Source organism: Paenibacillus sp. FSL k6-2145 (assembly GCF_037976585.1).
Classification (GTDB): Bacteria; Bacillota; Bacilli; order Paenibacillales; family Paenibacillaceae; genus Paenibacillus.
On the sequence record NZ_CP150267.1, the window covers coordinates 3,819,509 to 3,845,292 of the forward strand.

Annotated in this window: 24 protein-coding genes; 21 read left to right on the forward strand and 3 right to left on the reverse strand. The window is 47.0% G+C overall.

All coding sequences use genetic code 11. From position 1 onward, the window contains the following. Window positions 1-5 precede the first annotated feature (5 nt). The 5 genes from NZ043_RS16840 (at window position 6) to NZ043_RS16860 (ending at window position 5,447) form a co-directional block, all read left to right on the forward strand. Window positions 6-995 carry an SDR family NAD(P)-dependent oxidoreductase gene (locus NZ043_RS16840; RefSeq protein ID WP_249911449.1) on the forward strand — a complete coding sequence of 330 codons (990 nt, stop codon included), beginning with the start codon at window positions 6-8 and terminating at the stop codon, window positions 993-995. A 66-nt stretch (window positions 996-1,061) separates the two neighbouring features. Next, entirely contained in the window at window positions 1,062-2,591 is a 1,530-nt protein-coding gene (locus NZ043_RS16845; protein ID WP_339312784.1) for a nucleotide sugar dehydrogenase, read from the forward strand. Beyond that, window positions 2,578-3,324 carry a methyltransferase domain-containing protein gene (locus NZ043_RS16850; protein WP_091033411.1) on the forward strand — a complete coding sequence of 249 codons (747 nt, stop codon included), beginning with the start codon at window positions 2,578-2,580 and terminating at the stop codon, window positions 3,322-3,324. The genes NZ043_RS16845 and NZ043_RS16850 overlap by 14 nt, the downstream gene beginning before the upstream one ends. Window positions 3,325-3,910: 586 nt before the next feature. Next, window positions 3,911-5,041, forward strand: a complete 1,131-nt coding sequence (locus NZ043_RS16855; RefSeq protein WP_339308934.1) for a glycosyltransferase family 2 protein — start codon at window positions 3,911-3,913, stop codon at window positions 5,039-5,041. A 145-nt stretch (window positions 5,042-5,186) separates the two neighbouring features. Further along, window positions 5,187-5,447: a hypothetical protein gene (locus NZ043_RS16860; RefSeq protein ID WP_339308935.1), complete on the forward strand. Its 261-nt coding sequence runs from the start codon at window positions 5,187-5,189 to the stop codon at window positions 5,445-5,447. A 352-nt stretch (window positions 5,448-5,799) separates the two neighbouring features. Here NZ043_RS16860 and NZ043_RS16865 read toward each other — a convergent pair whose 3' ends face one another. Both NZ043_RS16865 and NZ043_RS16870 read right to left on the reverse strand, forming a co-directional pair. Further along, a complete protein-coding gene (locus NZ043_RS16865; protein ID WP_339308936.1) occupies window positions 5,800-6,324 on the reverse strand; it encodes a DUF5412 family protein in 525 nt (174 codons plus the stop codon). A 17-nt stretch (window positions 6,325-6,341) separates the two neighbouring features. Beyond that, window positions 6,342-7,235, reverse strand: a complete 894-nt coding sequence (locus tag NZ043_RS16870; protein WP_339308937.1) for a helix-turn-helix domain-containing protein — start codon at window positions 7,233-7,235, stop codon at window positions 6,342-6,344. Window positions 7,236-7,349: 114 nt separating this feature from the next. Between NZ043_RS16870 and NZ043_RS16875 the strand changes: the two genes are divergently transcribed. From NZ043_RS16875 to NZ043_RS16905, 7 genes are all read left to right on the forward strand, one after another. Beyond that, entirely contained in the window at window positions 7,350-9,170 is a 1,821-nt protein-coding gene (locus NZ043_RS16875; protein WP_339308938.1) for an ABC transporter ATP-binding protein, read from the forward strand. Then, window positions 9,163-11,124 (forward strand): ABC transporter ATP-binding protein, encoded by a 1,962-nt coding sequence (locus NZ043_RS16880; protein ID WP_339308939.1) that lies wholly within the window; start codon window positions 9,163-9,165, stop codon window positions 11,122-11,124. The genes NZ043_RS16875 and NZ043_RS16880 overlap by 8 nt, the downstream gene beginning before the upstream one ends. Next, entirely contained in the window at window positions 11,121-11,390 is a 270-nt protein-coding gene (locus NZ043_RS16885; RefSeq protein WP_339308940.1) for an Rpn family recombination-promoting nuclease/putative transposase, read from the forward strand. Before NZ043_RS16880 ends, NZ043_RS16885 begins: the two co-directional genes overlap by 4 nt. Window positions 11,391-11,735: 345 nt before the next feature. Next, entirely contained in the window at window positions 11,736-13,616 is a 1,881-nt protein-coding gene (gene recQ / locus NZ043_RS16890; protein ID WP_307538748.1) for a DNA helicase RecQ, read from the forward strand. 1,069 nt (window positions 13,617-14,685) lie between these two features. Further along, window positions 14,686-16,728 carry a B12-binding domain-containing radical SAM protein gene (locus NZ043_RS16895; RefSeq protein ID WP_339308941.1) on the forward strand — a complete coding sequence of 681 codons (2,043 nt, stop codon included), beginning with the start codon at window positions 14,686-14,688 and terminating at the stop codon, window positions 16,726-16,728. Between the two features lie 152 nt (window positions 16,729-16,880). Next, the gene (locus NZ043_RS16900; RefSeq protein ID WP_339308942.1) at window positions 16,881-17,525 is read left to right on the forward strand and encodes a DUF3885 domain-containing protein; all 645 of its coding nucleotides are present in this window, start codon (window positions 16,881-16,883) and stop codon (window positions 17,523-17,525) included. Window positions 17,526-17,640: 115 nt separating this feature from the next. After that, a complete protein-coding gene (locus NZ043_RS16905; RefSeq protein ID WP_339308943.1) occupies window positions 17,641-18,126 on the forward strand; it encodes a hypothetical protein in 486 nt (161 codons plus the stop codon). On the opposite strand, the gene NZ043_RS16910 is transcribed toward NZ043_RS16905, so the two are convergent. Then, on the reverse strand, window positions 18,101-18,706 hold the full coding sequence (locus tag NZ043_RS16910) for a hypothetical protein (protein WP_339308944.1): 606 nt from the start codon (window positions 18,704-18,706) through the stop codon (window positions 18,101-18,103). The genes NZ043_RS16905 and NZ043_RS16910 overlap by 26 nt on opposite strands. 122 nt (window positions 18,707-18,828) lie before the next feature. Between NZ043_RS16910 and NZ043_RS16915 the strand changes: the two genes are divergently transcribed. The 9 genes from NZ043_RS16915 (at window position 18,829) to NZ043_RS16955 (ending at window position 25,740) form a co-directional block, all read left to right on the forward strand. Then, entirely contained in the window at window positions 18,829-19,392 is a 564-nt protein-coding gene (locus tag NZ043_RS16915) for a histidine phosphatase family protein (protein WP_062833232.1), read from the forward strand. Window positions 19,393-19,476: 84 nt separating this feature from the next. Further along, complete coding sequence (locus NZ043_RS16920; protein WP_338592449.1) at window positions 19,477-19,827, forward strand: hypothetical protein; 351 nt, start codon at window positions 19,477-19,479, stop codon at window positions 19,825-19,827. A gap of 34 nt (window positions 19,828-19,861) precedes the next feature. Then, window positions 19,862-20,590, forward strand: coding sequence for a hypothetical protein (locus NZ043_RS16925; RefSeq protein WP_338592451.1), 729 nt, complete (start codon window positions 19,862-19,864; stop codon window positions 20,588-20,590). Window positions 20,591-20,682: 92 nt separating this feature from the next. Beyond that, entirely contained in the window at window positions 20,683-21,279 is a 597-nt protein-coding gene (locus NZ043_RS16930) for an AAA family ATPase (RefSeq protein ID WP_339308945.1), read from the forward strand. A 5-nt stretch (window positions 21,280-21,284) separates the two neighbouring features. Beyond that, entirely contained in the window at window positions 21,285-21,590 is a 306-nt protein-coding gene (locus NZ043_RS16935; protein WP_249911431.1) for a hypothetical protein, read from the forward strand. Window positions 21,591-21,739: 149 nt separating this feature from the next. Further along, entirely contained in the window at window positions 21,740-22,018 is a 279-nt protein-coding gene (locus NZ043_RS16940) for a hypothetical protein (protein WP_339308946.1), read from the forward strand. A 136-nt stretch (window positions 22,019-22,154) separates the two neighbouring features. Next, complete coding sequence (locus NZ043_RS16945; RefSeq protein ID WP_339308947.1) at window positions 22,155-23,195, forward strand: iron-siderophore ABC transporter substrate-binding protein; 1,041 nt, start codon at window positions 22,155-22,157, stop codon at window positions 23,193-23,195. A gap of 1 nt (window position 23,196) precedes the next feature. Further along, on the forward strand, window positions 23,197-23,973 hold the full coding sequence (locus NZ043_RS16950) for an IucA/IucC family C-terminal-domain containing protein (RefSeq protein ID WP_339308948.1): 777 nt from the start codon (window positions 23,197-23,199) through the stop codon (window positions 23,971-23,973). A 45-nt stretch (window positions 23,974-24,018) separates the two neighbouring features. After that, the gene (locus tag NZ043_RS16955) at window positions 24,019-25,740 is read left to right on the forward strand and encodes a helix-turn-helix domain-containing protein (RefSeq protein ID WP_091033336.1); all 1,722 of its coding nucleotides are present in this window, start codon (window positions 24,019-24,021) and stop codon (window positions 25,738-25,740) included. The last annotated feature ends 44 nt before the right edge of the window (window positions 25,741-25,784 follow it).

Sequence of the window (25,784 nt, forward strand, 5' to 3'; positions counted from 1 at the left end):
CATCCATGATTCAAGGACAAACAATTCTGATCACTGGAGGAACAGGCTCCTGGGGTCAAAAGCTGACTGAGGTGCTGCTGGAGCAGAACCCGGCTGAAATTCGCCTCCTGTCACGTAATGAATACGCCCAGATTGCGATGCAGCGAGAGTTCAACCATGATCCACGTCTGCGATTCATCATTGGGGATATCCGCGATTATCGGGCAGTGGAAGATGCATGCAGAGGTGTGGATGTGCTCTTCCATCTGGCTGCGCTGAAGCATGTTCCGGTGTGCGAGGACCAACCTGATGAAGCGTTCAAGACCAATGTGATCGGTACTCAGAATATTATTCGGGCAGCGATACGTATGCAGGTTCCCAAAGTCATCGATGTGTCCACCGATAAGGCGGTAGATCCGATTAACGTATATGGCATGACAAAGGCTTTGGGTGAAAAAATGATGATCCGTGCCAACTGGCTAAGTGAGGGTACTCGGTTTGTCTGTATCCGTGGGGGCAATGTGCTTGGAACCAGCGGTAGTGTCGTGCCTCTGTTCCGTCGTCAGATCGATGAAGGCAAAAGCCCGACCATTACGGATATAGGCATGACCCGTTTTTTCCTGACGCGTACCGAAGCTATACATTTACTGCTTAAAGCGGCTGAAGCGGCCGTGGGCGGAGAGACTTTTGTGATGAAAATGAAAGCTTGCAAGATGACGGAACTTGCATCCGTCATGTTGGAACAGGCAGGTCGTCCATCCTTCGATTATAAGGTGACGGGAATACGTCCAGGCGAGAAACTACATGAAGTGCTGATCTCGCCCTTTGAAGCGCCGCGTACGTACCAATACGATGCGCAGTATTATGTGATCCTGCCGGAGCACAAGGACAAGAGCCTGACGGATCAGTACAGCAGTCTGCCTCGTGTGAACTTCTCCGAGTATCGCTCGGACAGTGACATGATGAACAAACCAGCGATTGCCCGGTTTTTGCGTGCAGGCGGCTATATCGATTAGGGTGTGTCTCAAAACTCGTTCGGAGTTCTCAGACACGCCCACCGAAGGGAGGCGGAGCGTTTGGAGGTGGAAGGAATGGAAGAGAATCATCAGCATGAGCAGCACGAAGGAAATGAAGAGTTACAGCAACGTACCCTAATACAACATATGAATGACCGCTCCCTGAAAGCTGTTGTCATCGGTCTCGGTTATGTTGGTTTACCCATGGCCGTAGAGATGGCGCAGGCAGGTTATCAGGTCCACGGAATTGACATCGATACTTCCAAGGTAGCCAAGCTGAACGCCGGGAAGTCGTATGTCATCGGCATAGAAGATAATGTTGTGCAATCGCTTATGCAGGCTGGGTTATTCAAGGCAAGTGCTGATTATGCAGCTGTGGCGCAGGCAAATGTCATTGTAATCTGTGTGCCTACCCCACTGACTGCCGAGCATCAACCGGATATCTCGTATATCTCGGCGGCGGTGGATGGCATGACTCCGTATTTGCAGGAAGGCAGCCTGGTTATTCTGGAAAGTACGACCTATCCGGGCACAACGGAGGAACGCGTGAAACAACCGATTGAAGCGGCAAACGGCTGGCGTGCTGGAGAACAGTTCTACGTCTGTTATTCTCCAGAGCGGGTAGATCCGGGCAGTGTGCATTATGGTGTGAAAAATACCCCAAAGATTATTGGCGGTTCCACACCTGCTTGTCTGAATTATGGTAAACAGTTCTATGGCTCGTTCCTCAACGAAGTTGTTCCGGTTAGTTCAACGACGGTAGCAGAGACGGCAAAACTGTTCGAAAATACATTCCGCAGTGTCAATATTGCCCTTGTGAATGAGCTGACCCCAGCCTGTGAACAGATGGGGGTAAACATCTGGGAAGTACTGAATGCGGCGGCAACCAAGCCATTTGGTTACATGCCATTTTATCCCGGTCCCGGAATCGGCGGACATTGTATTCCAATCGATCCGATCTATCTGTCCTGGGCTGCAAATCGTCAGGGATCGGAGTTGCAATTCATTCAGCTGGCGGATGCAACCAATCGGCAAATGCCAGAGAGAGTGGTGAAACGTGCTACGGAGCTGCTGGAGCAGAAGGGTGTATCTGTGCGGGGAGCACGTGTTGTACTCGCGGGTATGGCTTACAAAAAAGACATTGATGACTTGCGCGAATCGCCTGCGCTGGACGTCTTCCGGCTGCTGAGCGCAGCGGGCGCAGATGTGGTTTTTACCGATCCGATGGTGCCTGTCTTCCGCAAAGATGACGGTACAGTGCTTCACGCTAGTCCGGCGGTGCCGGAATTGTGGACAGGAGCTGATCTGGTGATTATTACGACGGATCATTCGGGTTTTGATTATCAGGAGATGGCAGATCATGCAAAGCTGATTTTTGATACACGCAATGCAACGGCCGGATGCCACGGGGGAAATATTGTGGTACTGGGTCAGCCTGTACGGCATGAGGCCAAGAGAGTTTACGAGCAACAGGAACGAGTAGAAGGGTCCGGGCAAAAAGAGGAAGTCAAGGTGGCAGTCGAGGGCGCCGTAACTCGTCGTGAAGCTGCGATCGATCCCGACGAGGATCAGGGAGATGCCCATGGCAAATCATGATCGTGTAAGTGAACGCTATTATGGCGAGATTAATTCGGAAGATTCTCATGAAGCGACGAGAACGCGTATCCACTGGATGTGCCGTGAGGCAACAGGCAAACGCATCCTGGATGTCGGGTGCAGTCAGGGGATTACGTCCATTCTGCTGGCACGTGAAGGGTTTCGTGTAACAGGGATCGATCTGGAAGAAGAAAGTGTCCGGTATGCGCAAGCTGAGCTTGCGAAAGAGTCTAGGCCAGTTCGGAACAATGTCGATTTTCGAATGCTGGATATTACGCAATGGAAAGTAAGGGCTACCTTTGATACTGTGCTGCTTGGAGAAGTGCTGGAACATTTTGCTCATCCGGAGACGTTGTTGATCCAGATTCATCGGCTGTTGCAAGAAGATGGGACGCTGGTGGTAACCGTGCCGTATGGGTATCACCCGTTCTATGACCACAAGCAGACCTTCTATGCGGGAAGTCTCGCGATGACCCTGATGCCGTATTTTGAAGTCTTGAAACTCGAAATTCATCATAAATATCTATGTTGCGTGGCCCGCAAACGGCGGAGTACACAGCTGCATATGTCCCCGACTTTGGATCAACTGATGAAGTGGATGGAGCTGGATCATGTCCATTTTGCCGAAGTGGAACAAAATCATCTTCGCGTAATGAAGCAGCGCAAGAAGGCATTGGACAGTGCGGTGGAGCAGGTGAAACGGCTTCGTCGTCAGGAGAGTGGGGAAGGGTAGCGGTGTTGTTTAGTATGACGACAGAGCTATCCTATGTTCTAACGAATCTCACACGCCTTATTTAGATGATTTTGCAGAGATAGGAAATGTAACGAATCTCAGCGACGTTATTTTATCTGAAAGCTGCAATAAACGACGCATGGATGCCTATAATGCGAGAATAGCGCGCTTCAGATTCGTTACATTTTCCAAGTGGCTGAAATACACCATATAGCGTCACCTCAGTTCGTTAGCCAAGGTGGAAATGAAATGAATTCCGTGACCAATACTAAATACCAAATAAATTGGAATAAACATTTACACGAAACGGAGAAGCCCGAAAGAATTAAGAAGCTGAGCTAAAAGCGTTCTGAATGAAAGCTGCATCGGAAGCATATGCTTGGCCTTTATCCACGGATTTACCCTTTATAAAAGGAATCAAAAAAATGGGGATAACACGATCGGAAGGTTGTTCTGTCATCGGAGTGTCCAGTGTAAAAATCTTTTAGTTCAACTTACGATAGTACTTTGTTCGAAGTATTTAACCAACGCAAGCAAATCGTTATGACATTTCGCAATACGCGTACGACAGGAAGGGGCTCAAAACGTGATCACCATCAGTCTGTGCATGATTGTGAAGAACGAGGAACGCACGCTGGCGCGCTGTCTGGACTCGGTTGCCGGCATCGCGGACGAGATCGTCATTGTGGATACCGGTTCATCGGATCGCACGATGGACATCGCTTCGCAGTATACCGACCAGGTCTACACGTATGAATGGAAGGAAGACTTTGCCGCAGCGCGGAATGAGTCATTTGCCAAGGCCACGCAGGAGTATATCCTGTGGCTGGATGCGGACGATGTGTTGCTGCCCGCGGAACGGGCGAAGCTGGAGGTATTGAAGCAGCAGCTTCCGTCTGAGGGGGAGACGGAAGCTGTGATCTTGAACTATACGCTGGCCGAGGGGGTGGAGGGGAGTCCACTTGTGACGGACCGACGCCTTCGCCTGGTCAAGCGGGATGCCGGGTGCCGCTGGCATGGCCGGCTGCACGAGCAGCTCAGCTTCCCGCGCGGCGAAGTCATTACGGCAGACATTGCCGTCACGCACCGCCGCGAAGCGGGACATCATTCGGCGCGAAACGTGCGCATTCTGCGCAAATGGATCGCCGAAGAGGGCGTAGCCCAAGGTCGCCTGCTGTTTTATTATGCAGGCGAATGTTATGACCGCCAGCGTTATGCGGCGGCGGCACGCGGGTACGCAAAGCTGCTGGAGCAGCCAAGTGGTTACCGCGAGGATCGCTTGATTGCCTGCGCGCGGCTAGCGGAATGTTATGAACGACTTGGCAAGCCGGGCCGTAAGCTCGGCGCATTGCTACAGTCGTTCCAGTATGATCTGCCACATGCCGACTTCTGCTGTGCCATTGCGGCCTGTTTTCATGAGCGGCAGGAACCCGTCTCGGCGATCTACTGGTATATGCAGGCGGTAGACGTGAGTAGCCGCGATCCTGGACTGCGCCCAGTACCAGAGGCCTGCCGCACTTGGCTGCCACATGCCCGTTTATCCCTTTGTTATGCCCATCTGGGCAACTGGGAGCACGCATTGATGCATAACACCAAAGCCCGTGAGTACTTGCCCAACGATCCCGGATTGCTTGCCAATCGCCAAAAGCTCGAAGTGGTAGTGCGCAAAGAGATGAAGGAGCGGGAAGAACGTGGTGAAGTATCACCTCGTAAGTAGGAGACGAGCTGGGACAGATGAGGACAAAGGAGTTTGAAGCGGGAGTATAGATAGAGAAAATAGATTGAAATAGAAGTGAAAGGACAACAAAAACTAATCGTTGCTGTAGGATGCGATAAGACGGATCAGTGAAAATAAGGGTTGAGTGGAAATAGAGTTTAAGGCACAATTGCGAGCAGAAGCAGAAGCAGAAGCAGAAGCAGAAGCAGAAGCAGAAGCAGAAGCAGAAGCAGAAGCAGAAGCAGAAGCAGAAGCAGAAGCAGAAGCAGAAGCAGAAGCAGAAGCAGAAGCAGAAGCAGAAGCAGAAGCAGAAGCAGAAGCAGAAGCAGAAGCAGAAGCAGAAGCAGAAGCAGAAGCAGAAGCAGAAGCAGAAGCAGAAGCAGAAGCAGAAGCAGAAGCAGATTAAGCGGTAGAATAGATATGATAGATAAATTTTAATGCTGCCATATGTTTTAAGTACGATAGATACGAAGTTATGAGTGAACAAGCATATCAGACCACAAATGAAGTATAAGTAAATAAACGATAAAATGTAGAACAAGAGCAGCCCCGCTTAACCGAAAGAGTCGGTGAGTGGGGCTTTTTAGGCTTCTTTTGCCGCGTGTATCTCCTGTCATGATCTAATGAAGATTGGCATTTGGCGTAATTTTCACAAGGCATACAGAACGTTGGAACTTCTGACATGCGGTGCAGTGAGGATTACGCATTAAGATGAGACCTTGAGTGTTCAGAGCCATCATATTAGCTGCTAAGTTGTTTTATTTTTCGGGTGCCAGGCATCGCACAGACTGGTCCTTCATTCGTATGCTTTTGCACGCCCAGCCCCATCCATCATATATTTCGTCATCGATATTGAGGGTAATGGTCTCATCCGTGTACTCATTCCAGTTTTCAATTCGGAGTGTGTTTTCACTTTCCCATTCGAGATGGTTATTTCCGTGGTGCTCGGCACGATAGATCGTTTTTACCGTGGCGTCCTCAGGGCCATTTGTCTTCTTAACATCGACCCAGATTGTAACGCCGCCTGCCGCACCACCGTAAGGTACGCCGTAAATTTCGGCAGTATACTCACCATTCCGTGAAGGCATGGAATAACTCAATTCCCCCAGCTCGGAACGTTCAAATGTAGAGAAGTATGGACGGAGCCAGAAATTTAGGAATATGGCAACAAACAGTACAAGAATCAATAATGTAAATGCGGCGAAAAACGGGTGTCTGCGTATCCAAGGTTTGCGAGAATCGGTATGAGATGAACTTGAATTAGCTTGAGTATTTGAGTCCATAAGCATCTAACCTCCACCTACAGTGAAATTTGCTTTGCAGGAATATAAATGTCCATTTCTCCGTAGTGGTCCTGAGCCAGACTGCCATCAATTCTTTCAAAGTAGTATGGATCACTCTTCTCGTACCCCGAATGGCTCTGCCAATATTCATCAATAAATGTCCAGACACTGTCCAGATGATCAATATTGATCAGACTTGGATGGAAATCACAGACGAATTTGAATACGGCATACTGGTTGGCCGGGACCTCAATTCCATTCAGGTCTTCAGGGATATGATCCAGAGAGGTCACTTCTACAGACGGCTGATATGTACTGTAATCCTCGTTAATTTCATTGGTAAATCCAATATACACGTTGGGCTGCAACACATTAGGAATCGAATGAAAGTGTTTTTCGAAAAAGTCGTTGCCTGCTGAATTGGCTTCATAGTGCTCTTCATTATCTGCATACCGAATATGAGAACGCTGTCCGATGAGTTTCATGACTGGTTTTCGTACATACGTTGGTGTGAAAATATATCCGTACGGAAGCATCGTGATCATGGACGAAGTCATGCGGGCTGTGAATTCAAGGTCTCCAGCTCCCTGTTTGCGATATTGCAGGGGGGTGATACCAAAGGTTTGTTTGAAAGCACGTATGTAGGATTGTTCATGTTCGAACCCATAATGTCCGCTGATATCGATAATCTTCCAATTCAGGTTCACCAATTGTTCCAGGCTGCGTGCCAGTTTGCGTGAACGAATGTATTCTCCAGGCAATTGTCCGCTTACATGTTTGAACATGCGATGCAGGTGGAACTTCGATATATGAGTCACAGATGCCAGATGATCCAGCGTTAATTTGTCTTGAATATGGTCTTCTATGTAGTCGAATAGCTTATCCAGTGTGTCTAGCAGATCGTGTTGCATATCAATCTCCCTACTTCTAATAGTACTTACAGCAATAAATGTTCATTTTTTCCTTATCACCGATGATATCATAACCAAGTACATAATTTAATGACAAGATTGGAGAAACCATCCATGTTTGCTGACAAAAGAACTTATACAACGTTAGGCATGTTAACTCGATTATGGACACTAACGGGCAAGTACCGTATGTTCATCATTCTGTTACTTTTCGCCGCATGTATGGTCTCCCTGATTGAGGTCGGTTATTTGGAATCGATCCGAAGACTGGTCAAAGGTGCGACTGAAGCACAGTTTTCGTTACTCTACTCAGGTTTGATCATAGGTGTTAGCATTGTCGTATTACGATTGATTGTAACCGCATTCATGACGAGGGTCGAGACGTTATTCCAGCAAAAGACATTATTGTCTGTGCAGTCTCTACTGCTCTCATCCTTTAGCAACACAGAGACAAGTGATCTGGCACAATATCATACAGGTGACCTAACCTCCAGGATCTGGACTTCAGCCAAGGAAGCACAGAAGGGGATCAACCAACATGGCATTGAACTCGCAAAAAATATTATTCAGCTGATTCTTGCCTTTGCTTACTTCAGCTGGGTGAACTTGCCGCTGTCGTTGGCTATCATTGCATTCACATTGATCTATCCTCTTGTAACGGTAGGACTTGGTAAACGTCTGCAAAGACGGCATGATCAGTTGAATGCCAGCGCAGCGTCAAGAGATGAGATACTAACTGAGATCATCCAAGCCCCAGTTGAGATCCGAAGTTACGGACTCGCGGGTTATGTACACCATCATTTTAAAGATCGAATGGATCAAGTGTTCAGACATACGATGTCCGTATCTGTGTTACAACGACTTTCGGAAGCAGCCGGACGGGTCTCGACATATGGTGGCATGATTCTGATTCTCTATCTAGGCGGCATGCAGGTCCTGAATGGACATATGGATGTAGGCGGATTGGCAGCTTTTCTGGTAGCAAGCAGTCAGTTAACTCGTCCGATTGAATCGTTATCTGGGCTGTGGAATGATTTTATTGGCTCGGCTTCTCATGCGTCCAGAATCTTTGAAGTGCTGGATTTGGAGAAAAAGAACAGGATTGCGAATACCAGTACAAATACATATGTACAGTCCGATACGCATTTGGGGCAGCTTGAAAAGCAATCTAAACCAGCTAGCATCAACGTGCAGCATGTGTCTTACAGGTATGCGGAGCAAGAAGAAGTGTTAACAGATATTTCTTTTGAGGCCAAGAAAGGAAAACTTACTGTTATCACGGGGCCAAGTGGGTGCGGGAAAACCACGTTATTGAAATTAATAGCTGGATTAGATACACCGGTTACTGGTTCGATTAAGGTCAAAGATCAGAAGAATTCACTGAAGGATATGCACGAAGTTCAGACAGCGCAAGTCAATCAGGTGTATGTTCCGCAACAAGCCTTTATTTTCACAGGTACAGTGGAAGAGAATATTGTTTTTGGACAAGAGGGGATATCTGCCGATCAAGTAGAGGTTGCGGCCCACATGACGCATGCACATGACGCGATTATGCGTCAATCACTCGGCTATGGAACAGAGCTTCAGCCACAAGGCGGGACGATGTCGGGTGGAGAGCTTCAGCGTATCAGTCTAGCCAGAGCGATGCTGAGGAACCCGGATATTCTCTTGTTGGATGAACCGACGTCATCTCAAGACCCGTGGCATGAGCAACGATTGAATGATCTCTTTGCCCGAATCACTGCTGACAAAGGCACAACGGTTATTGCCGTTACTCATCGATTATCGCTGATCGAACGGGCGGATCAGGTCATCTATATTCAGAAGGGACGCGTCGAAGATACGGGGACTCATCGTGAATTGTTGGATCGGCCAAACGGATATCGAAGTTATATTGCGGAGCAGGATACGGAAGTGGAGGAACAGCATGAGTAACAAGATCGAAGATACAGCATATACCGATGACGTTGAAATGAAGAGCAGTCATGAGAAAAGTGGAGCATATGAGATAAATGAAAATAATGAAAATGAAAAGTCTGAAATAGAAGCTCATCATCAGATGAACAAAAGTGATGTTCCAGATGATCCAAAGCAAGTTGTATCACTGAGAACAGTGTGGCCCGTTATTTTTCGCTGGATGAAGCCTTATGGATTAGCTGTAGTGATCTTGCTCATTTTTATCGCAGCAGATGCGATCTTCGATTGGGGACTTGCCTTTGTACAGGGGTTCTTCGTAGACGCTATTCATAATGGGGGACAGGAGCAGCTTAATGCTACGGCGTTGATCTTTATCGCCATTCTGGCAGGATTTATCGTGTTGCTCGCGATGCATCGTTATGTGCTGGTATGGCTCAAGGAATCAATGCAACGGGACATGTCCATGGATCTGTTGAAACTGTTAAACCGGATGCCTTATTCTTGGGTGCGCAGACAGAAGTCCGGGGATGTGATGCTTCGCATCAAGGAGGACACGAAGCATGGTGCAGAAGTTGTGGAGGCTATTGCAGAGGGTGTTACGGTTGTATTCATCATTGCTCTATCGCTGGGATATTTGTACAGAGCAGATGCATGGGTTGCTGTTATCGCCTTGGTAAGTGCAGGGGCAATCTGGTTCACGGCGAGGTTGTATGATCAGCGGATTGTACATCTGTCCGATGAGGTCGAATCCAGAGAAGGCGAGTCCCAAGAACAGATCCAGCAGTATGTTGAAGGGATACCGGTGATTCAGATGTATGATGCTTCACCGTGGTTTCTCGCTCGTTTTCGGACACAACAGCATTCACTGAATCGTGTTCAGGCCAAGTTACAGATGACTTTGAGCATGTCGGATAACGTAGCGATGGCAGTGTTTGGTCTGGCTCAGTTGGCAGCATTGTTCCTTATTGCTTTGTCTGCGGCTAGGGGGACTTTGTCTCCGGGCATGGTTGTTGCAAGTAGTCTGCTGTTCGAATTGGTGGTATGGCCAGTACTCGGCTTGTCCAGCCAGTGGAGTCAGATGCAAGCCAGCGTGGGTGCATTTGGACGTATCTCTGCATGGTTGAAATTGGCGGAGAACAAGAAGACTGACGCATCCAATACTAAGCATGAGGAGTTTGCACAGGGAATTTGTAACCAAGATCAAGGGAGTACACAAAAACGGGCACATAAAGAGTACGAAGTTGCTATGCTACGTCTTCAACAGGTAACAGTAACCGATGAAGACAGTGGTCGGAAGATTTTGAATCAGATTACGCTTAATCTGGTTCCTGGTGAACTGGTTGCGGTAGTTGGCGCCAGTGGTGCAGGCAAATCTACCTTATGCCATGTGTGTGCAGGGCTGATCGAGCCAACAAACGGAAGCGTTTTGCTGGGTGATAAACATGTTGCAGAGTATGTAGAGATGGATGACCAGTCCAGACTAACGTATATGCCGCAGACACCCACTTTTTTTACAGGAACGATCGAAGACAATATCCGTCTGGGTTCAGACGTTACATTGGACAAGGTAAAGCTTGCGGCAGGGAAGGCAGGTTTGCATGAATACATTGAGGCACAGGAAGGACAATACGCAGCAATGTTGCAAGAGAAGGGGGCCAATTTATCTGGAGGCCAACAGCAGCGACTGTCGCTTGCTAGACTCTTTATGAGGTCATCGGATCTGTATATTCTGGACGAACCAACGTCATCACTGGATATTCAGACAGAACAGAAGGTGATGAATCACTTGTTGAACTTTATGAAAGGCAGAATAGGATTGCTCGTCACACATCGCATGGAGGTTGCCTGTCAGTGCTCTCGCATCCTTGTGATGGAGCATGGCCGAATTGCCGAAGATGGAACGCATGAACAACTGATGCAGAGGAAAGGATTGTATTATCGCATGAATGCAAAAGGCGGTGATACAACATGAATGAATCTGGGGTTAAGAAAATAAGGGATACGCTGGAGTTCTTGAGTCAGGATCGGGAAGCGCGTCGTTTGTATGAAGAACGGCAGAAGTATTTGCATGACGAAGCTTCCATGATTGAATGGGCTACGGAAAAGGGCATAGCAAAAGGCGAACAAAAGAAGGCTATAGAAATTGCGAAAAACATGCTCTCATTAGGGATCGAAGTTTCTGTTATTGCAAAGGCCAGTGGCTTGCCGGAGTCTGAGGTAGAGTCGTTAAAAGATTAAAGTGAAGTTAAAGGTGTGGTAGGTTCACCAGATGAACGGGTACGGGTACACTAGCATGATATGAGTGTGATTTGTGAATAAAAGTTTAATGCAATCGTTTTGCCTACCTATGGCAGGACGGTTGTTTTTATTTTGATGAAGAAGCTTCAAACGTTTTACAGTAAAACGCGGTTGCTCATTCGGGGCTGGGCCGTTAAACTAAAGGGAGCGGCGTTTGCTTGACGGACAAGTCATGAGAACGCCATTTTGTTGTCAAGGATGCGGTATATGAGCCGCTTTCGGATGTCAGAATCGGATCGGACCAAGCTGGTGGAAAAACACCGGTGATAAGTAAGGAGTCTTTACATGAGTGTGCAAACACCTACATTAGAAGAAGCGCAGGGTCTCCTGCAAAAATATTATGGCTACCCCGACTTCCGTGAGGGACAGAAAAAGATCGTAGCCAGCCTACTCGAACGTGAAGATACGTTGGGTATTATGCCAACCGGGGGCGGTAAGTCGATCTGTTATCAGATCCCCGCCCTGTTATATTCGGGTCTGACACTTGTTGTCTCCCCGTTGATCTCATTGATGAAGGACCAGGTCGATGCGTTGACGACCGCCGGAATTGCTGCCGCGTATATTAATAGTACACTTAGCGGCAAAGAAGTGAATGATCGCATCCGCGCGGCGCAGCGCGGTGAGCTGAAGTTGCTCTATGTCGCGCCTGAGCGACTGGAGCTGGATTGGTTCCGCGAGGAGATGGGCTATTTGCCGATCTCTTGCGTTGCTGTGGATGAGGCCCACTGTGTGTCACAGTGGGGGCATGATTTTCGGACAAGCTACCTGGCGGTAGCGCCGTTTGTGGACAGTTTGCCGGAGCGGCCGGTGGTTGCGGCCTTTACGGCGACAGCGACGCCCGAGGTCATGGGCGATATTCTGCGGCTGCTGCGTTTGCAGGATCCGCAGACGTATGTGACCGGACTGGGGCGGGATAATCTGGCGTTTAGCGTGCTGCGCGGCGAGAGCAAGAAGGACTTTGTCCTGAATTATGCGCGCGAGCATGCCAGCGAGCCAGGGATTGTGTATGCCGCGACCCGTAAGGACGTGGACGATCTACATCAGCGTTTGTTGCAGGCAGGTTTGCCCGCTGGACGTTACCATGCCGGCATGACGGACGATGAACGGTCCCAGAGCCAGGAAGCTTTTTTGTACGATGATATACGGGTTATGGTGGCGACTAATGCGTTCGGCATGGGGATTGATAAATCGAACGTGCGTTACGTTATTCATAACAGCATGCCGAAGAACATGGAGGCATACGTGCAGGAAGCCGGACGTGCAGGCCGAGATGGAGAGCCAAGCCAGTGTATTCTGTTATTCGGTGCACAGGACATTATCACCCAGAAGTTCCTGATTGAGCAGAATCCAATGGAGGGCGACCGCAAACAGAACGATTACCGGAAGCTGCAACAGATGGTGGATTACTGTTACACAACGCGTTGTCTGCGCAGTGCGCAGCTGGATTATTTCGGTGAGGTTCATGACGATACACCTTGCGGTATTTGCAGTTCCTGTACGGACGACCGCGAGCTGGTAGACATGACGATTGATGCGCAGAAAATATTCAGCTGCATTCACCGCATGCGTGAACGGTATGGTGTATCGCTGGTCGCTTCGGTGCTCAAAGGCTCCCGTGCCAAAAAGGTGCTTGATTACGGCTTCAACTCTCTGCCAACCTACGGCGTGATGGGCAATCGGACAGAGCGTGAGATATCGGAGATCATCAACGTGATGGTATCCGAAGGATATCTGATGTTGTCCGAGGGGCAGTATCCGGTTGTTCGTTTGCAGCCACTAGCGGTGGAAGTCCTCAAAGGCCAGCGTGAAGTGATGCAGCGTGTCGTCCGCAAAACAGCGGCAACGGCTTCGGGTACAAATTATGGCGGACGTCGCGGACGCGATGCGATGCCATCTGCAGTTAATGAGACGGTATTTGAACAACTTCGTCTGATCCGTCGTGATCTGGCGGCGAAAGAGCATGTACCATCGTACATTATCTTCAATGACGCGACCCTTCGTGAGATGAGTGTGGTATGTCCACAGACAGAACGTGACATGCTGGATATCAAAGGGGTCGGCGAGGTCAAGTACCGCAAGTACGGACTGCCGTTCCTGGAGTTTTTCCAAAAGCAATCGGGTGAAGAAGTGGATACGGATGACGATGCGTTTTACGAGTATGAGTGAGTATGAAATGAGTATAAATTGTTAAATTTCACTTTCCAATCTTTGAAGTTCATGTGCTTAAAGCTCAATGTATGAAAAGATGATAGATATGTATCTAGAGGGTATCTTGAAATCTGCCGAAAGCCGAAGCACAATTGAGTGTCAGGGGCGGAACATGGAGCGGAAGTGCTAACGAACCTGTGACGTCTTATTCAGGGATTTGAAGCGCCCACAGCAATCTAAGGAATCTGAAACTCGCTATATTAGGATAAACAGCCGTTTACAGCAGGTTTGTCAGGTGATTTTGGTCAATAACGTGTCTGATGTTCCTTACAAAATAAAAGGAGGACCGGATGGCCAAATAAGTCGTCCTCGGTTCCTTAGAAAATCGTCTGGACAATTCGCAAGGATTAGCAAGCCTGTGTTCTCATTCACAGCATCTTCCTGCTCCGTGCAATCCGTTTGTTCCACAATCCGTTGGACAGTTCCATCTTCTCCGGTGCAAGGAATGATCGATCCTTTGGCCGAGTTTAAGCTACAGTTGCTGGGATAGGGGTTGGACCTTGGGAATCCTTTCAACGTATCTCTTGCCTGAGTTTGAAGACACGCTCAAGAAGAATTCGATGGCTTCTCCATGATATGGGTGAAGTGTCCAGTAGAGGTTCGAGATTAAAGGCTCAAGGCAGTAATATGGGGATAACGAATTGTGGATGGAACACGATTGAGGTCTTTTACAGGTTGAAGTTGAGTTTGAAGTTGATTGTTTTGTCTCTGTAGAGTGGACAAATGGTGGCGAAATGTCTTTCAAAGGGTGGACATTTGCGTTAGAAATGGCTGACCGCATCGTATACAACATGTAGGTTAGAGGTGCGTGTTTTATACTGTATGTTGTGGTCTGGGTTTGGCGAGGTGTCTATGTCTTTTTGAAAAGAGTGTCCACTCTTTGAAAGACAAAAGTTGGATATGTCCATGAGACATGGAATGGCTAGTTCAAAAGGGTTAGATGAACAGCATCCGGGGAAGGATGGCTGTGCAGCTTTCTTTTTACCAAAAAAATATGGTCTGGGTGTCCAGGCAAAGGTTGTGAACCATGAAGGTTATTCTTTCTACATTAAATGCAAAGTACATCCATACCTCCTTGGCCTTGCGATGTCTGAAGGCGTACAGTGAGAAGGATTTTGATATTGACCTGGCGGAGTATACGATCAAGGACCCAGTGATGAATATTGTGTCTGATCTGTATCAGCGCGGCGCGGATGTGATTGGTTTCTCGTGTTACATCTGGAACATCGAAGAGACGATCAAGGTCATTGATAATCTGAAAAAGGTTATGCCGAACGTGAAAATTCTGCTGGGCGGGCCGGAAGTGTCTTACGACACGGAATATTGGATGAACCGGATTCCCAATGTGGATTTCATCGTGATGGGTGAAGGGGAAGAGACGCTGCATCAGCTGTTGACGGAGCTGGAAGGAAGTAAGAAGTTCCACTTTGTCTATGGACTGGCGTATCGCAAAGGGGAAGAAGTCATTCTCATGCCAGGACGGCCAAAAGCGGATCTGAACGATCTGCCTTCACCGCATCGATTTGAAGAGGATATTCCGGAGCTTGGGAAGCGCGTTGTTTATTTTGAGACCAGTCGTGGCTGTCCGTTCAGTTGTCAGTTCTGTCTGTCCAGTATTGAAGTCGGCGTGCGGTATTACGATATTGAGCGGACAAAGTCGGACATTCTGTACCTGATCGAGAAGGGTGCAAAGCTGATCAAGTTTGTGGACCGGACGTTCAACATCAAGCGGGATTATGCGCTCGAAATGTTCAAATTCCTGATCGAGAATCATCAGGGGACGGTGTTCCAGTTTGAAATTACGGCGGATATTATGCGTCCCGAGGTGCTCGATTATCTGGCAGAGAATGCGCCGCCGGGCACATTCCGGTTCGAGATCGGGGTCCAGTCCACGAATGATCCGACAAATGAACTGGTGAAACGCCGTCAGAACTTTACCAAGCTGAGCCGTACGGTCAACAAGGTCAAAGCTAGTGGCAAAATCGATCAGCATCTGGATCTCATCGCCGGACTGCCGGAGGAAGATTACAATACGTTCCGCAAGACGTTTAACGATGTGTTTGCACTGGGGCCGGAAGAACTTCAACTCGGATTCCTTAAAATGCTGCGTGGTACGGGTCTGCGTCTGGATGCGGAGAAGTATAACTATACGTACATGGATCACGCGCCGTATGAGATTCTGGGCAGTGACGTGTTGCCGTTCAGCGACATCGTGCGCCTGAAGCGGCTGGAAGATGTACTGGAGAAATACTGGAATGCACACCGGATGGACCATACGCTGAAGTATCTGATGGAGCAGGAGTTCAATTCGCCGTTTGATTTCTTCCAGGCGTTTGGGGATTACTGGGAAGGTCAGGGTTGGCAGAAGATTGGTCACCAACTGGAGGATCTGTTCACTCGTCTGCACAGCTTCCTGGAGTCGCGGAATACGCCGCATATGGATATCGTGCTAGGTTTGATGAAACTGGACTATTTCCTCGGCCACAAATACAAACCGCGCAAAATCTGGTGGGAAGATCCGCTCCAGAAAGACCAGTGGGCGGGTTATATGAAAACGTTGGCTGAACGTCCAGAAGACGTTCGCCTGCCACGTGTTGCCGGCGCCTCAGGCACGGCATGGCTGGAAAGCAGCGGCACGGGTCCGAGTGCCGCTGGGGCAAGTTCGGCTGCTGCCGGAGAAGACTCTGCCGCAGATGCGACGGGTGTGATCGGCAGCGATGCCGGGGGTGCAGCGTCGCTCACTTCGGGCGACGCAACAGGGTCCGCCGCGGATGGAGCGGCGGACATGGTGGACGGCAACGCTTCGCGTGCGTTGCCGATGACCTCGGCCATGACCGCACAGACGGTCATGGGTGCCCGTGCTTTCGCCGACCTTGGTCTCGGCGAAAAGGAACTGCAGAAGCACACCGTATTGGATGTGCTTCCGTTCCGGCTTGAGCGAGTGCTAGCTGGCGCCAGCCCGCTTGCCGCGAAAGGCCGGACGCTGCTGGTCGTTGTGTACCAGCAGCATGAAGGGCAGCAGGCGCAGTATTACACGCTGCCGCTGGGAGAAGAAGCCGCTGCCATGTAGATGCCGCGGCCTGAGATAAGCTGCATGGGCTAATTATTGCCATACAGCAAGAGGAAGCGCCACGACTATGAGGTCGGGGCGCTTTTTTTTACAACATTCAAGCTCTCATATTAAGGTACTGTAAAAACCCTAGAAGACACGGAGGCCACAGAATGGATCTGAAGACGTATCTGGCAGAGCATTTTCCAAACCTGACCTTAGAGCCACCTCTTTTTTATAATTGGGATGTTGCAATACGATTCAAACTTGGCAATCCGCTGATGTTTGGAATGAATACGGAGCATTACATGGAACAAGTTTATCATCGATCACTTGAACTATTTAAGGCTCTTCATGATCAAGAAGATGAAGTCCTATTAATAACTCAAGCTTATTTTGCAGATAAGCCTAAACACAAAGTGAAAAAATTGAACCTGTACAGAAAATATATCAAGAAGAAAGGGCCAATTAGAGCCTTGAGCCTTGAGATATTTCCAGGTCTGGATTGTGAAACAGGTGACATCTCAGACCCAAGGAACAACATGTATAGGTACTGGACTAAATGTAGAGTTGAGGACTTGAAATATAATCAGTTAATCAAAGCTATATGTAATCATGAAGTTGGAATTAAGCCAAAGATATATCATAGGGTGTATTTCATTAATATAAGTAAGAAAACGATATTTCATATCTATGATGATAGAGGTTGCGATGTTATTTCAGCATCAAGGGGAAAGCTAGTGGATACCTATAGAGAATATAACGATTGGATTTTAGATTATGATAGAGACAGAATTAACAAGGTATTTTTAGGATAGTGGGTTGGATGATCCAATACAATTTTCTGATGTTGATCGCGCAGGGATAATGTATTATTTGAAACACAGGTTTGGAAAGAACTTCAAGAGTGTTCAGATGTAAGGAGTAAGGGCTATGAATAAAAAAGAAAAGAAGTTTATCATTGCTATGATTGTACTTGCTGTAGTTGTATTAGGAGCTATATGGTACCTAAAAGTAGGATATTTATTAAAGAAACCAGAGATGCCCGAGGCAAATATTGCAATTCAGACCCAAATGGTCGATGGTGGTGCGATTAGTTTACGAAATGCTGATTACACGGGAAATCAAATCAAGGTTGGATATGAAGTGAAAGGGTTTAGTTTAACGGAATATAATATTGCTTGTGAGCTTTATCATGACGGACATTTGATTTCAACTTCTGGCTCAACAGGTGGCGGTTTGATAGAACTAGACGAGAAGCATTATTACTTCATTGGTTATGAGAATATAACTGAAATGAATCTGCCTGAATCTATACATTTAAACGTGGAGATTAAAGTGATACCCAATGATTTTAGACAAAAATCGATAACTTCATCATTTGACGTAAGCCTCAATTCAAATGGTACTTCTTCATGACAGAGTCGCGAAATGTCGCGTAATTGGATAACGCTTGAGAAGTGGAGGATTGAGGTACACTATATTGACTTATCCCTTCAAGGCTGAATTTGCCTAAGTTATCATTGATTAATCCATAATCACCAAAGGTGTTTTTCATTAAGAAAAGCACACTTTTATCACCCTTCTGAAGTTCTACATAGTCATCAGCTGTATATTTAACGTCTCCATCCAGGCTAACGGGCTCGATGATCGTTAATTCGTTCTGATCTGAAGGGAAACCTTCAGGTTTCTTTAATATCTTTTCAATCTTGATGTTTGTATTGGTGTGAAAGGATTGCATAGTCCCATCATCAAATGCAGTAATGACATGTTCTCGATCTCTAAAGTCTTCTATGGCATAGCCAATGACGATCAGTTCAGCAAACGCATCGAGCTCATCTATTTCATGAAAAGTTAAGGAATTGCCCGAAAGGTTGACGACTTTATGAATGGGCTCCCCTTGTTTCGATTGACCATTCATATATGCTGATGTACCAATGGAGACAGCTAGGAATATCAATACAGAGGTTAGTACAATTTTATTTTTGAAAAAAGACATGATCTCATCCTCTCATTGAATTTGAGTTCCTTGCAAGAAATTTGCTGCATTTCTACTATACACATATCTGAAAATTATTGTAAATTTAATTGTATAAGTCAGAAGAATTGAAGGAGAATCTTATGAAAACCATTGTGTATATGGTTAGGCATGCGGAGTCACCGTACACGGAAGGAACGGAAAGGACCAGAGGACTTACCTTGGAGGGCAAGGTGAACGCAGCTAAAATAACAGAAATGTTAAAAGACGAAGGAATACATACTATTATCTCAAGTCCATATGCCCGAGCTGTCCTAACCTTGGAGGGGTTGGCAACAGTGTTGGACATCAATATTCAGATCATGGAGGATCTGCGAGAAAGACATTTTTCAGATGATATGATTACAGATGAAGAGTTCGAGCCTGCTTCGAAGAGAATGTTTGATGACCCTGATTATGCATTGCCAGGAGGCGAGTCGAACATGGTTTGCCAGAATAGAGCAGTGGACGTGTTAAAACATATTTTAGAAGAATATAAGGGTGAAAAAGTAGCTATTGGCACCCATGGACATGTTATGACATTGATGATGAATTACTTTGATTCGAGTTACGGATTGGATTTTATGAACCAAACCAAGAAACCGGACATCTATCAATTAGAATTCAACGAGATGGAGTTGGAGAATGTGACAAGGCTCTGGAAATGATATATAAGAACACTTGTACGCATTCGTGGATACAGCTAGAATATAGATATCTTTGATTATGGAAATATGGAAGGGAAGATTCCAATGACATTACATAACTTAGTTCATGAGAAACCAACCCAATTATGGAACGAAAGAATGATTGAAGGCGGAGATGAGCTTTTTACAGAAGAGAGATTACTCATGTCTGATAAAGCTTTGGATCACTTTATAAACCAATTAATTGCATTACAAGAAAAGAAAGATTCCGAGCAGATAATAAAGGCTGTAGAAGAAGTGGTGGTTGCTTTTAATGAAATGAATGAGGCCAATGATTATTTCATTGAAACGATGGAACGTGAAGAATTGGCTGATTTTATCGACAAGGCTGCTAGGCAAGCTGGATTACAGATTGAAGGGCATGAAGATATTACGGAAGAATGGAGAGAATGGTAGTTTAATTAGACTGAGAAAGTTGAGGAGATATATCATGGACCCACAAGCATATGGTCGCTATTTATTAGAGATGGGCGGAGAAGAAATCAAGCCAGCGGACGATGAGCAGGTTGAGGCAGACCATCTGTACGGATTTTTTCAGTGGTTTATGCCATCGGGGACAGGGGTTGAACATGTGTTTGAGCCGATTCCAGACGGTCAGCGTTATCTGGACAGAATACGTCCGATCTATGAGATACTGAATCCGGAGGACTTCACAGGTGAATACGTGCCAGGTTATTTCAACGGTGGAAATGAGGAGGCTTCTGAGGCGACGTTGCGTGATCTGGGGGAGAAGTTAATCGGAGGATTGAAGAGTCTATTCTCCATGGTTACAGAGGATGACGAAGTAGCGGACGCCGCTAAGGAAGCATTACAAGATTTGGCATGTCTGACGGAGGTCGTTGTGCTGGCAGCAGGGGAGATTAACAAGTTAGAGCAAAGAGCGATTCAAGGCATGGATGAAGAAGATAACGAGTCCGTTTACGAAGCACTTGGAGAGCTTCTCAGCTCACGCAAAGATTACAACGAAGCTGTCGAAATATTGAGCGAAGCTTATTATTCCATCGCTTGCGATTATTGGGTAGCCTATTACTTACAGTGGCCCCGCTACCGAGGTTTGCAAGAAGCGAAGGACTGTCTGTTTCCTTACTTTGAGTTATATCGTTATGGCTATAACCTTCATTGGACTCAAAATAAGCTATTCATCGGCAGTCGCTCATGAGTATAGAAGATCATGTACAACACATGTAACAAGCGATCATTGAGAACTACAAGTCGTAGTTAATGCCAATTTTATAGAGAAGGGTGATAGATATGGAACGAGGACTCATCATATTTTTGAACGGAACGTCAAGTTCGGGGAAGACGAGCATTGCGATGGAAATGAAAAATCAGGGAGACATTCCGTTTCATCATCTATCTGTAGATCAATTTCTGCATAATTATGATCAGTTTATCGACAATACATATCCAGATATGAAACCAACAAGAGAAGTGGAACACCATGTGATGACAGATATCCTGTTTGACCCCATCAATTCGTTGTACTGTGCAACCATTAAACTGTTTTCGGAAATGGGTTTGAATGTCATCGTGGATACGGTTATCAGCAATGACAAGTGGTTTAACGATTTTTATAATTTACTATCGGATTATCCGATATTGTTTGTAGGTGTGCATTGCTCGAAAGAAGAACTCACCAGAAGAGAGCAGAGCAGGGGAGATCGCGCGATTGGACTTGCCCATTCCCAGTTCGACTACATCTACTCCTATGATGAATATGATCTGGAAGTAAATACGGAAGAGCTTAGCTCAGCTGCATGTGCGGAAAAGATATTAAGTTATATGAAGTCCGATCAGGAATACTCGGCATTTAAGAAGTTAAGCAGAAGAGAGGTAAAAACATCGTAAAAGAAATGAATTTAAGACCAAGGCTGGTAAGCTGGCGCTTTGATGATGAGGTGAGATCGGATAACTCGGAAGAATGGAATTGGATAGAGATCACGATGGTCTTTACAGATGGTTCCAGACGATGGAGCATCTTATATACACCAGAACGTTTGCTAAATAATTTGTCTCGACCGGACATTGACCCACCAGGTCTTCATATGCAGCAACTGATTGTTGTTAGAAGCTATGAAGTGGATGACATTGAGAGAGTGCTGAACGTTTTTGATGAAGAAAATAAATTGATCGAGGCATCAAGGGAATATCCAGAGTAGCTTCGAAATGATGAGTTCTACATCAGATGAGTTAATACATGATTCATGTTTTGAAAAGAAGATTGGAAGGTTGTCTGATTCTCTATGGAATAGAGAAGGGCCTTCCTCTTTTTGTTTTTAGAACTTTGCTGGACAAGGGGGAGAACGCTATGAATCCAGAAGATCATATTCAACACATGTTACAGGTAATCATTGAACAAACACAATCCATCATCAACGATAGTCGTAAACAATCTTTTGGATCACTGGAATATTTCCTGGGACATATTTTGGAGTATCGGGATGAACAGCAATACCTGACAGATGAGTGGCATATCCGCACACCGCGCTGGTTAGGGGAGTATGGGAATACGCCGGAGGAAGAAGAGCTTCTTTCGGACATCTACCGACTGCAAGGGTATATCGCTGAGAAATTAAAGGGCGGATAAGCGCTCGCGATGTCGCATTAGTCCGGCTCAAATGTCGCAAAAGTACATGGTAACACGATACGGAGATCGTATATACTCTCTTTATGTTTCGATAATGAAAATCATTATCAGTATTATACATAAGGGGGATTCACAAATGAAACAAGGAACAAAGGGGCAAGCGGCTGGTAAGAAGGCCTATACTGCTCACAAATCACGATTATTTATGGGCTTGATGATGGCCCTTATTCTAGTCCTGACGGCTTGCGGTGCCGCAACAGGTACAGATAGTGGTAAGCAATCTGCGGCAACGCCAGCGGAGACACCTGCGAATGCGGAAACGCAGACGGACGGAGCTTTTCCCGTAACGATCAAGGGTATGAAGGGTGACATCACTCTAAACGAAAAACCAAAGAAAATTGCAGTGCTTGATGTTAAGTTTCTGGATCAAATGTTAGCCGTTGGCGAGAAGCCGGCAGGTAGTGTTATCGCTGGAGGTAATACGGATTTTCCAGAATACTTAGGCGATCAACCGAGTGACGTACAGGTTCTGGGTACACGGGACGAGCCTAATCTGGAAGCGATTGTAGCGTTGGACCCGGATCTGATCATCATGACCGACTTCCAGGAGAAACAGTATGAGAGTGTGAGCAAAATTGCACCTACCCTGGTGCTCGATTTCTACGAAGACTGGCGTGATACGTTAGCTACAGTGGCTAAGATTACAGACAAGCAGGACGAGGCAGAGAAAGTGCGCACAGCCTATGAGGAGAAAGTTGCTGGTCTGAAGGCACAGCTGACAGAGAAAATGGGAGATGAGACAGTCGCTCTGATTCGTCCGCGTAAAGAAGGTATCCGTGTCCATGGCATCGAGCACCGCACAGGGGGCATTTTGTATAATGATTTGGGCTTAAACATGCCTGAACTCGTTAAAGAGATTAAGGATGATACTTCTGTTGAAATTTCCATGGAGAAAGTCCCTGATATTAAGGCAGATCGTTATTTTGTGCTGTCGGATGAGCTGTTCGCAGCAGAGGCAGAGGCTATGTTGACTAATCCCGTGTGGAAGTCCCTCGATGCTGTGAAGAATAACCGCACGTATGACGTAAACTCAACTCTGTGGATCGCTTATTACGGACCGCTTGCGATTAATCTGATTGTAGATCAGGCATCGGAAGCCCTGCTCGGATCGAACTAATATGAACCCATATCTCTCGACAGACTTATGGAAAGAGACGGTAGAGGATCATTCGATTTTGCTTGGTGAGCCGCCTGAACATAGTGTCCGTACCATTGCTTTGAGTGAGTTGCATGACGAAGAGGCGTGTCGAGAGTATATCCGCTGGTTTCAGAACTATATCGATGCGCCTGACATGAAAGTCGCAGCCTCCATGTTAGCCAAGCGGCTTGGCTATCTATGGACGACTCCGCTCGTGACCGCGATGACGTTTCATCATCAGCATGTAACCTTTCAGCTGGAGAACAGCTTTCTCTATCATCCGGCGCTCTCAGATCATGAGGGCGGCACACGATTTCCTTTTCTAGCGGTGAATGGACTTCAGGCTGAAGGACTAACGGGAGACAGGGGAGTATGGCGGGAAAAGGTGCTCGAGGAGATGTTTGCGGTACAGCTGACACCTCTGTTAAAGACACTTGCTGCGATTGCACCTCTTTCGATGAGTATTCTCTGGGAGAATATCATGGTACGTATCGGCCGACTATTCGCTCCTGATGAAGCCGAGACTGAGCAGGAAAGTAAGATCATTCAAGAGGACTTTTCATATCTGACGCAGGTGGCATCCGGGGAGGTATTTGGTGAGAGGAAGAATCCTTTAACCCGCTTCACGGATTGTAAGGACAATGTGCATGTTGCCAAAAGCGAGCGAATTACCTGCTGTTTCTATTACCAGATGTCAGGGGAATATTGTCTCAAATGTCCGAAAATTGACAATGAGAAAGAATCTCAACTAAAATGACAACAGCAAGAATTTTACCTTTGCTATTGTCAGGAGATGAGAGAAATGCCGCTGCAAGAACAGACAAGTCTATGGAGTGATACAACGATCAAGATGCTTGACGGGTATAGCGGTACTTTGCAGACAGGCAGCGTTTTACACGAAACGGATTTAACTTCAAATGTGCTACTGCTGGCATACGGAGGGGAGGGGGAGCTTGCAATGGATGGCGAGGGTTGCCACATTGGAGCTTCTTTTGCCTGTCATGTGGTGAAGGGATCATCCTTTACGCTGACGGCCAGATCAGACGAACTTTATTATATCGTAATCATGTACGAGGCTTCTTCCATGGAAGGAGCCTCACATACCATGCCCTCGTATCGCAAACATCCGCTGCAAAATTCGTTTATTCAGAACCCTGTGACTCAGGCAGAATGGATCCAGAATGCGGAAAAAATCGTTGCCAAATGGCGTCGTGGCGAAGGACTGGAACGGTTTCATGCCCATGCTTTGCTCCAGGGGATGATCTATGAACTGATCATGGAGTATGAACGTGGTCAAGGCGGAGCAGAGTCCGACATGGTGGATGTAGTCGTGTCATATATATCATCGCATTATCGCCAGAATCTGGAGCTTAAAGAGTTGGCGGCCCTTGCCGGTTGCAGCGTAAGGCAGTTACAGCGACGATTCAAACAAGAGAAGCAGCTTGGACCGATGGAGTACGTCATCCAGCTACGGATGGAAAATGCATCGCGGATGCTGCATCATACGGATGCGTCCATTGGAGAAATTGCTGACAAGATGGGCTATCGCGATATGTATTATTTCAGTAGGGCATTTAAGAAATATTATGGCGTCCCTCCGCTGCGTTATCGACTTGATGCTGCTAAGGAAACAGATGCAAATTATGCTCAATCCTTGCTGCGGAATCGCATGGCTTCTTCGTACGAGTCGGACCAAGGTCCAGTGATATGCCATATGCGAGGTGAATATCCTGTCACCCGTTCTCCACAGCGAATTGCCGTACTTGATGTGCAATATGCAGATCATTTGCTTGCGCTTGGATTATCTCCAGCAGGAAGTGTGGGATTGGGAAGTGGAACGTTCCATTTTCCGCAATATATCAGAGCAGGACTGCAGGGTACCGAATTACTAGGAACATATGAGTACCCTGATCTGCTTGCTGTCGAACGACTGTCCCCGGATCTGATTATTTGCACCGAGGTGCATGATCAGTACTATGAACGGTTAAGCCGGATCGCTCCAGTTCTTATGTTTAAGCGCAATGAGAGTTGGCAGACCATTCTTAGCCTGTTCGGTGAATTAACTGGTAAACGAGCAGAGGCAAAACGTATACTTGCGGATTATCACCGACGAACCACATTGCTTTCTGAAGAACTTGCTCCAGTACTGGCAGGTAAGAGCGTGGCATTGATTCGTCCACTGGATTCTCTGGTTCGCGTACACTCTGCCTCTCATCGCACAGGTGCTGTACTGTACCGTGACCTGGGTCTGCCTGTTCCGTTATTTGTAGCAGATACCACCGACACGGCCTATCATATCTCTGTTGAGAGACTACCGGCTGTGCAGGCGAGCCACTACTTCCTGCTTAGCAATGAGATCATGCAGGAGGGCATATCCGCAACAGAGCAACGTGTCTGGGGGATACTTGATACAGATGAGCGACAGCAAATACACTCCGTAGATGCCGCGACATGGATCGGTTGTTATGGACCAACAGGCATCAATGGCATTGTGGATCAGATTGCACAGGCTTTGTTGACTTGAGCAGGTGGTTGCCGGCGCTAGCCCCGCTTGCAGCGAAAGACGGT

What these genes read in the sequence shown, in the direction of transcription:
- NZ043_RS16840 (WP_249911449.1), top strand. Translation starts at nt 6, where the DNA reads ATGATTCAAGGACAAACAATTCTGATCACTGGAGGAACAGGCTCCTGG.
- NZ043_RS16850 (WP_091033411.1), top strand. Translation starts at nt 2,578, where the DNA reads ATGGCAAATCATGATCGTGTAAGTGAACGCTATTATGGCGAGATTAAT.
- NZ043_RS16865 (WP_339308936.1), bottom strand. Translation starts at nt 6,324, where the DNA reads ATGGACTCAAATACTCAAGCTAATTCAAGTTCATCTCATACCGATTCT.
- NZ043_RS16870 (WP_339308937.1), bottom strand. Translation starts at nt 7,235, where the DNA reads ATGCAACACGATCTGCTAGACACACTGGATAAGCTATTCGACTACATA.
- NZ043_RS16875 (WP_339308938.1), top strand. Translation starts at nt 7,350, where the DNA reads ATGTTTGCTGACAAAAGAACTTATACAACGTTAGGCATGTTAACTCGA.
- NZ043_RS16880 (WP_339308939.1), top strand. Translation starts at nt 9,163, where the DNA reads ATGAGTAACAAGATCGAAGATACAGCATATACCGATGACGTTGAAATG.
- NZ043_RS16885 (WP_339308940.1), top strand. Translation starts at nt 11,121, where the DNA reads ATGAATGAATCTGGGGTTAAGAAAATAAGGGATACGCTGGAGTTCTTG.
- recQ (WP_307538748.1), top strand. Translation starts at nt 11,736, where the DNA reads ATGAGTGTGCAAACACCTACATTAGAAGAAGCGCAGGGTCTCCTGCAA.
- NZ043_RS16895 (WP_339308941.1), top strand. Translation starts at nt 14,686, where the DNA reads ATGAAGGTTATTCTTTCTACATTAAATGCAAAGTACATCCATACCTCC.
- NZ043_RS16900 (WP_339308942.1), top strand. Translation starts at nt 16,881, where the DNA reads ATGGATCTGAAGACGTATCTGGCAGAGCATTTTCCAAACCTGACCTTA.
- NZ043_RS16905 (WP_339308943.1), top strand. Translation starts at nt 17,641, where the DNA reads ATGAATAAAAAAGAAAAGAAGTTTATCATTGCTATGATTGTACTTGCT.
- NZ043_RS16910 (WP_339308944.1), bottom strand. Translation starts at nt 18,706, where the DNA reads ATGTCTTTTTTCAAAAATAAAATTGTACTAACCTCTGTATTGATATTC.
- NZ043_RS16915 (WP_062833232.1), top strand. Translation starts at nt 18,829, where the DNA reads ATGAAAACCATTGTGTATATGGTTAGGCATGCGGAGTCACCGTACACG.
- NZ043_RS16920 (WP_338592449.1), top strand. Translation starts at nt 19,477, where the DNA reads ATGACATTACATAACTTAGTTCATGAGAAACCAACCCAATTATGGAAC.
- NZ043_RS16925 (WP_338592451.1), top strand. Translation starts at nt 19,862, where the DNA reads ATGGACCCACAAGCATATGGTCGCTATTTATTAGAGATGGGCGGAGAA.
- NZ043_RS16930 (WP_339308945.1), top strand. Translation starts at nt 20,683, where the DNA reads ATGGAACGAGGACTCATCATATTTTTGAACGGAACGTCAAGTTCGGGG.
- NZ043_RS16935 (WP_249911431.1), top strand. Translation starts at nt 21,285, where the DNA reads ATGAATTTAAGACCAAGGCTGGTAAGCTGGCGCTTTGATGATGAGGTG.
- NZ043_RS16940 (WP_339308946.1), top strand. Translation starts at nt 21,740, where the DNA reads ATGAATCCAGAAGATCATATTCAACACATGTTACAGGTAATCATTGAA.
- NZ043_RS16945 (WP_339308947.1), top strand. Translation starts at nt 22,155, where the DNA reads ATGAAACAAGGAACAAAGGGGCAAGCGGCTGGTAAGAAGGCCTATACT.
- NZ043_RS16950 (WP_339308948.1), top strand. Translation starts at nt 23,197, where the DNA reads ATGAACCCATATCTCTCGACAGACTTATGGAAAGAGACGGTAGAGGAT.
- NZ043_RS16955 (WP_091033336.1), top strand. Translation starts at nt 24,019, where the DNA reads ATGCCGCTGCAAGAACAGACAAGTCTATGGAGTGATACAACGATCAAG.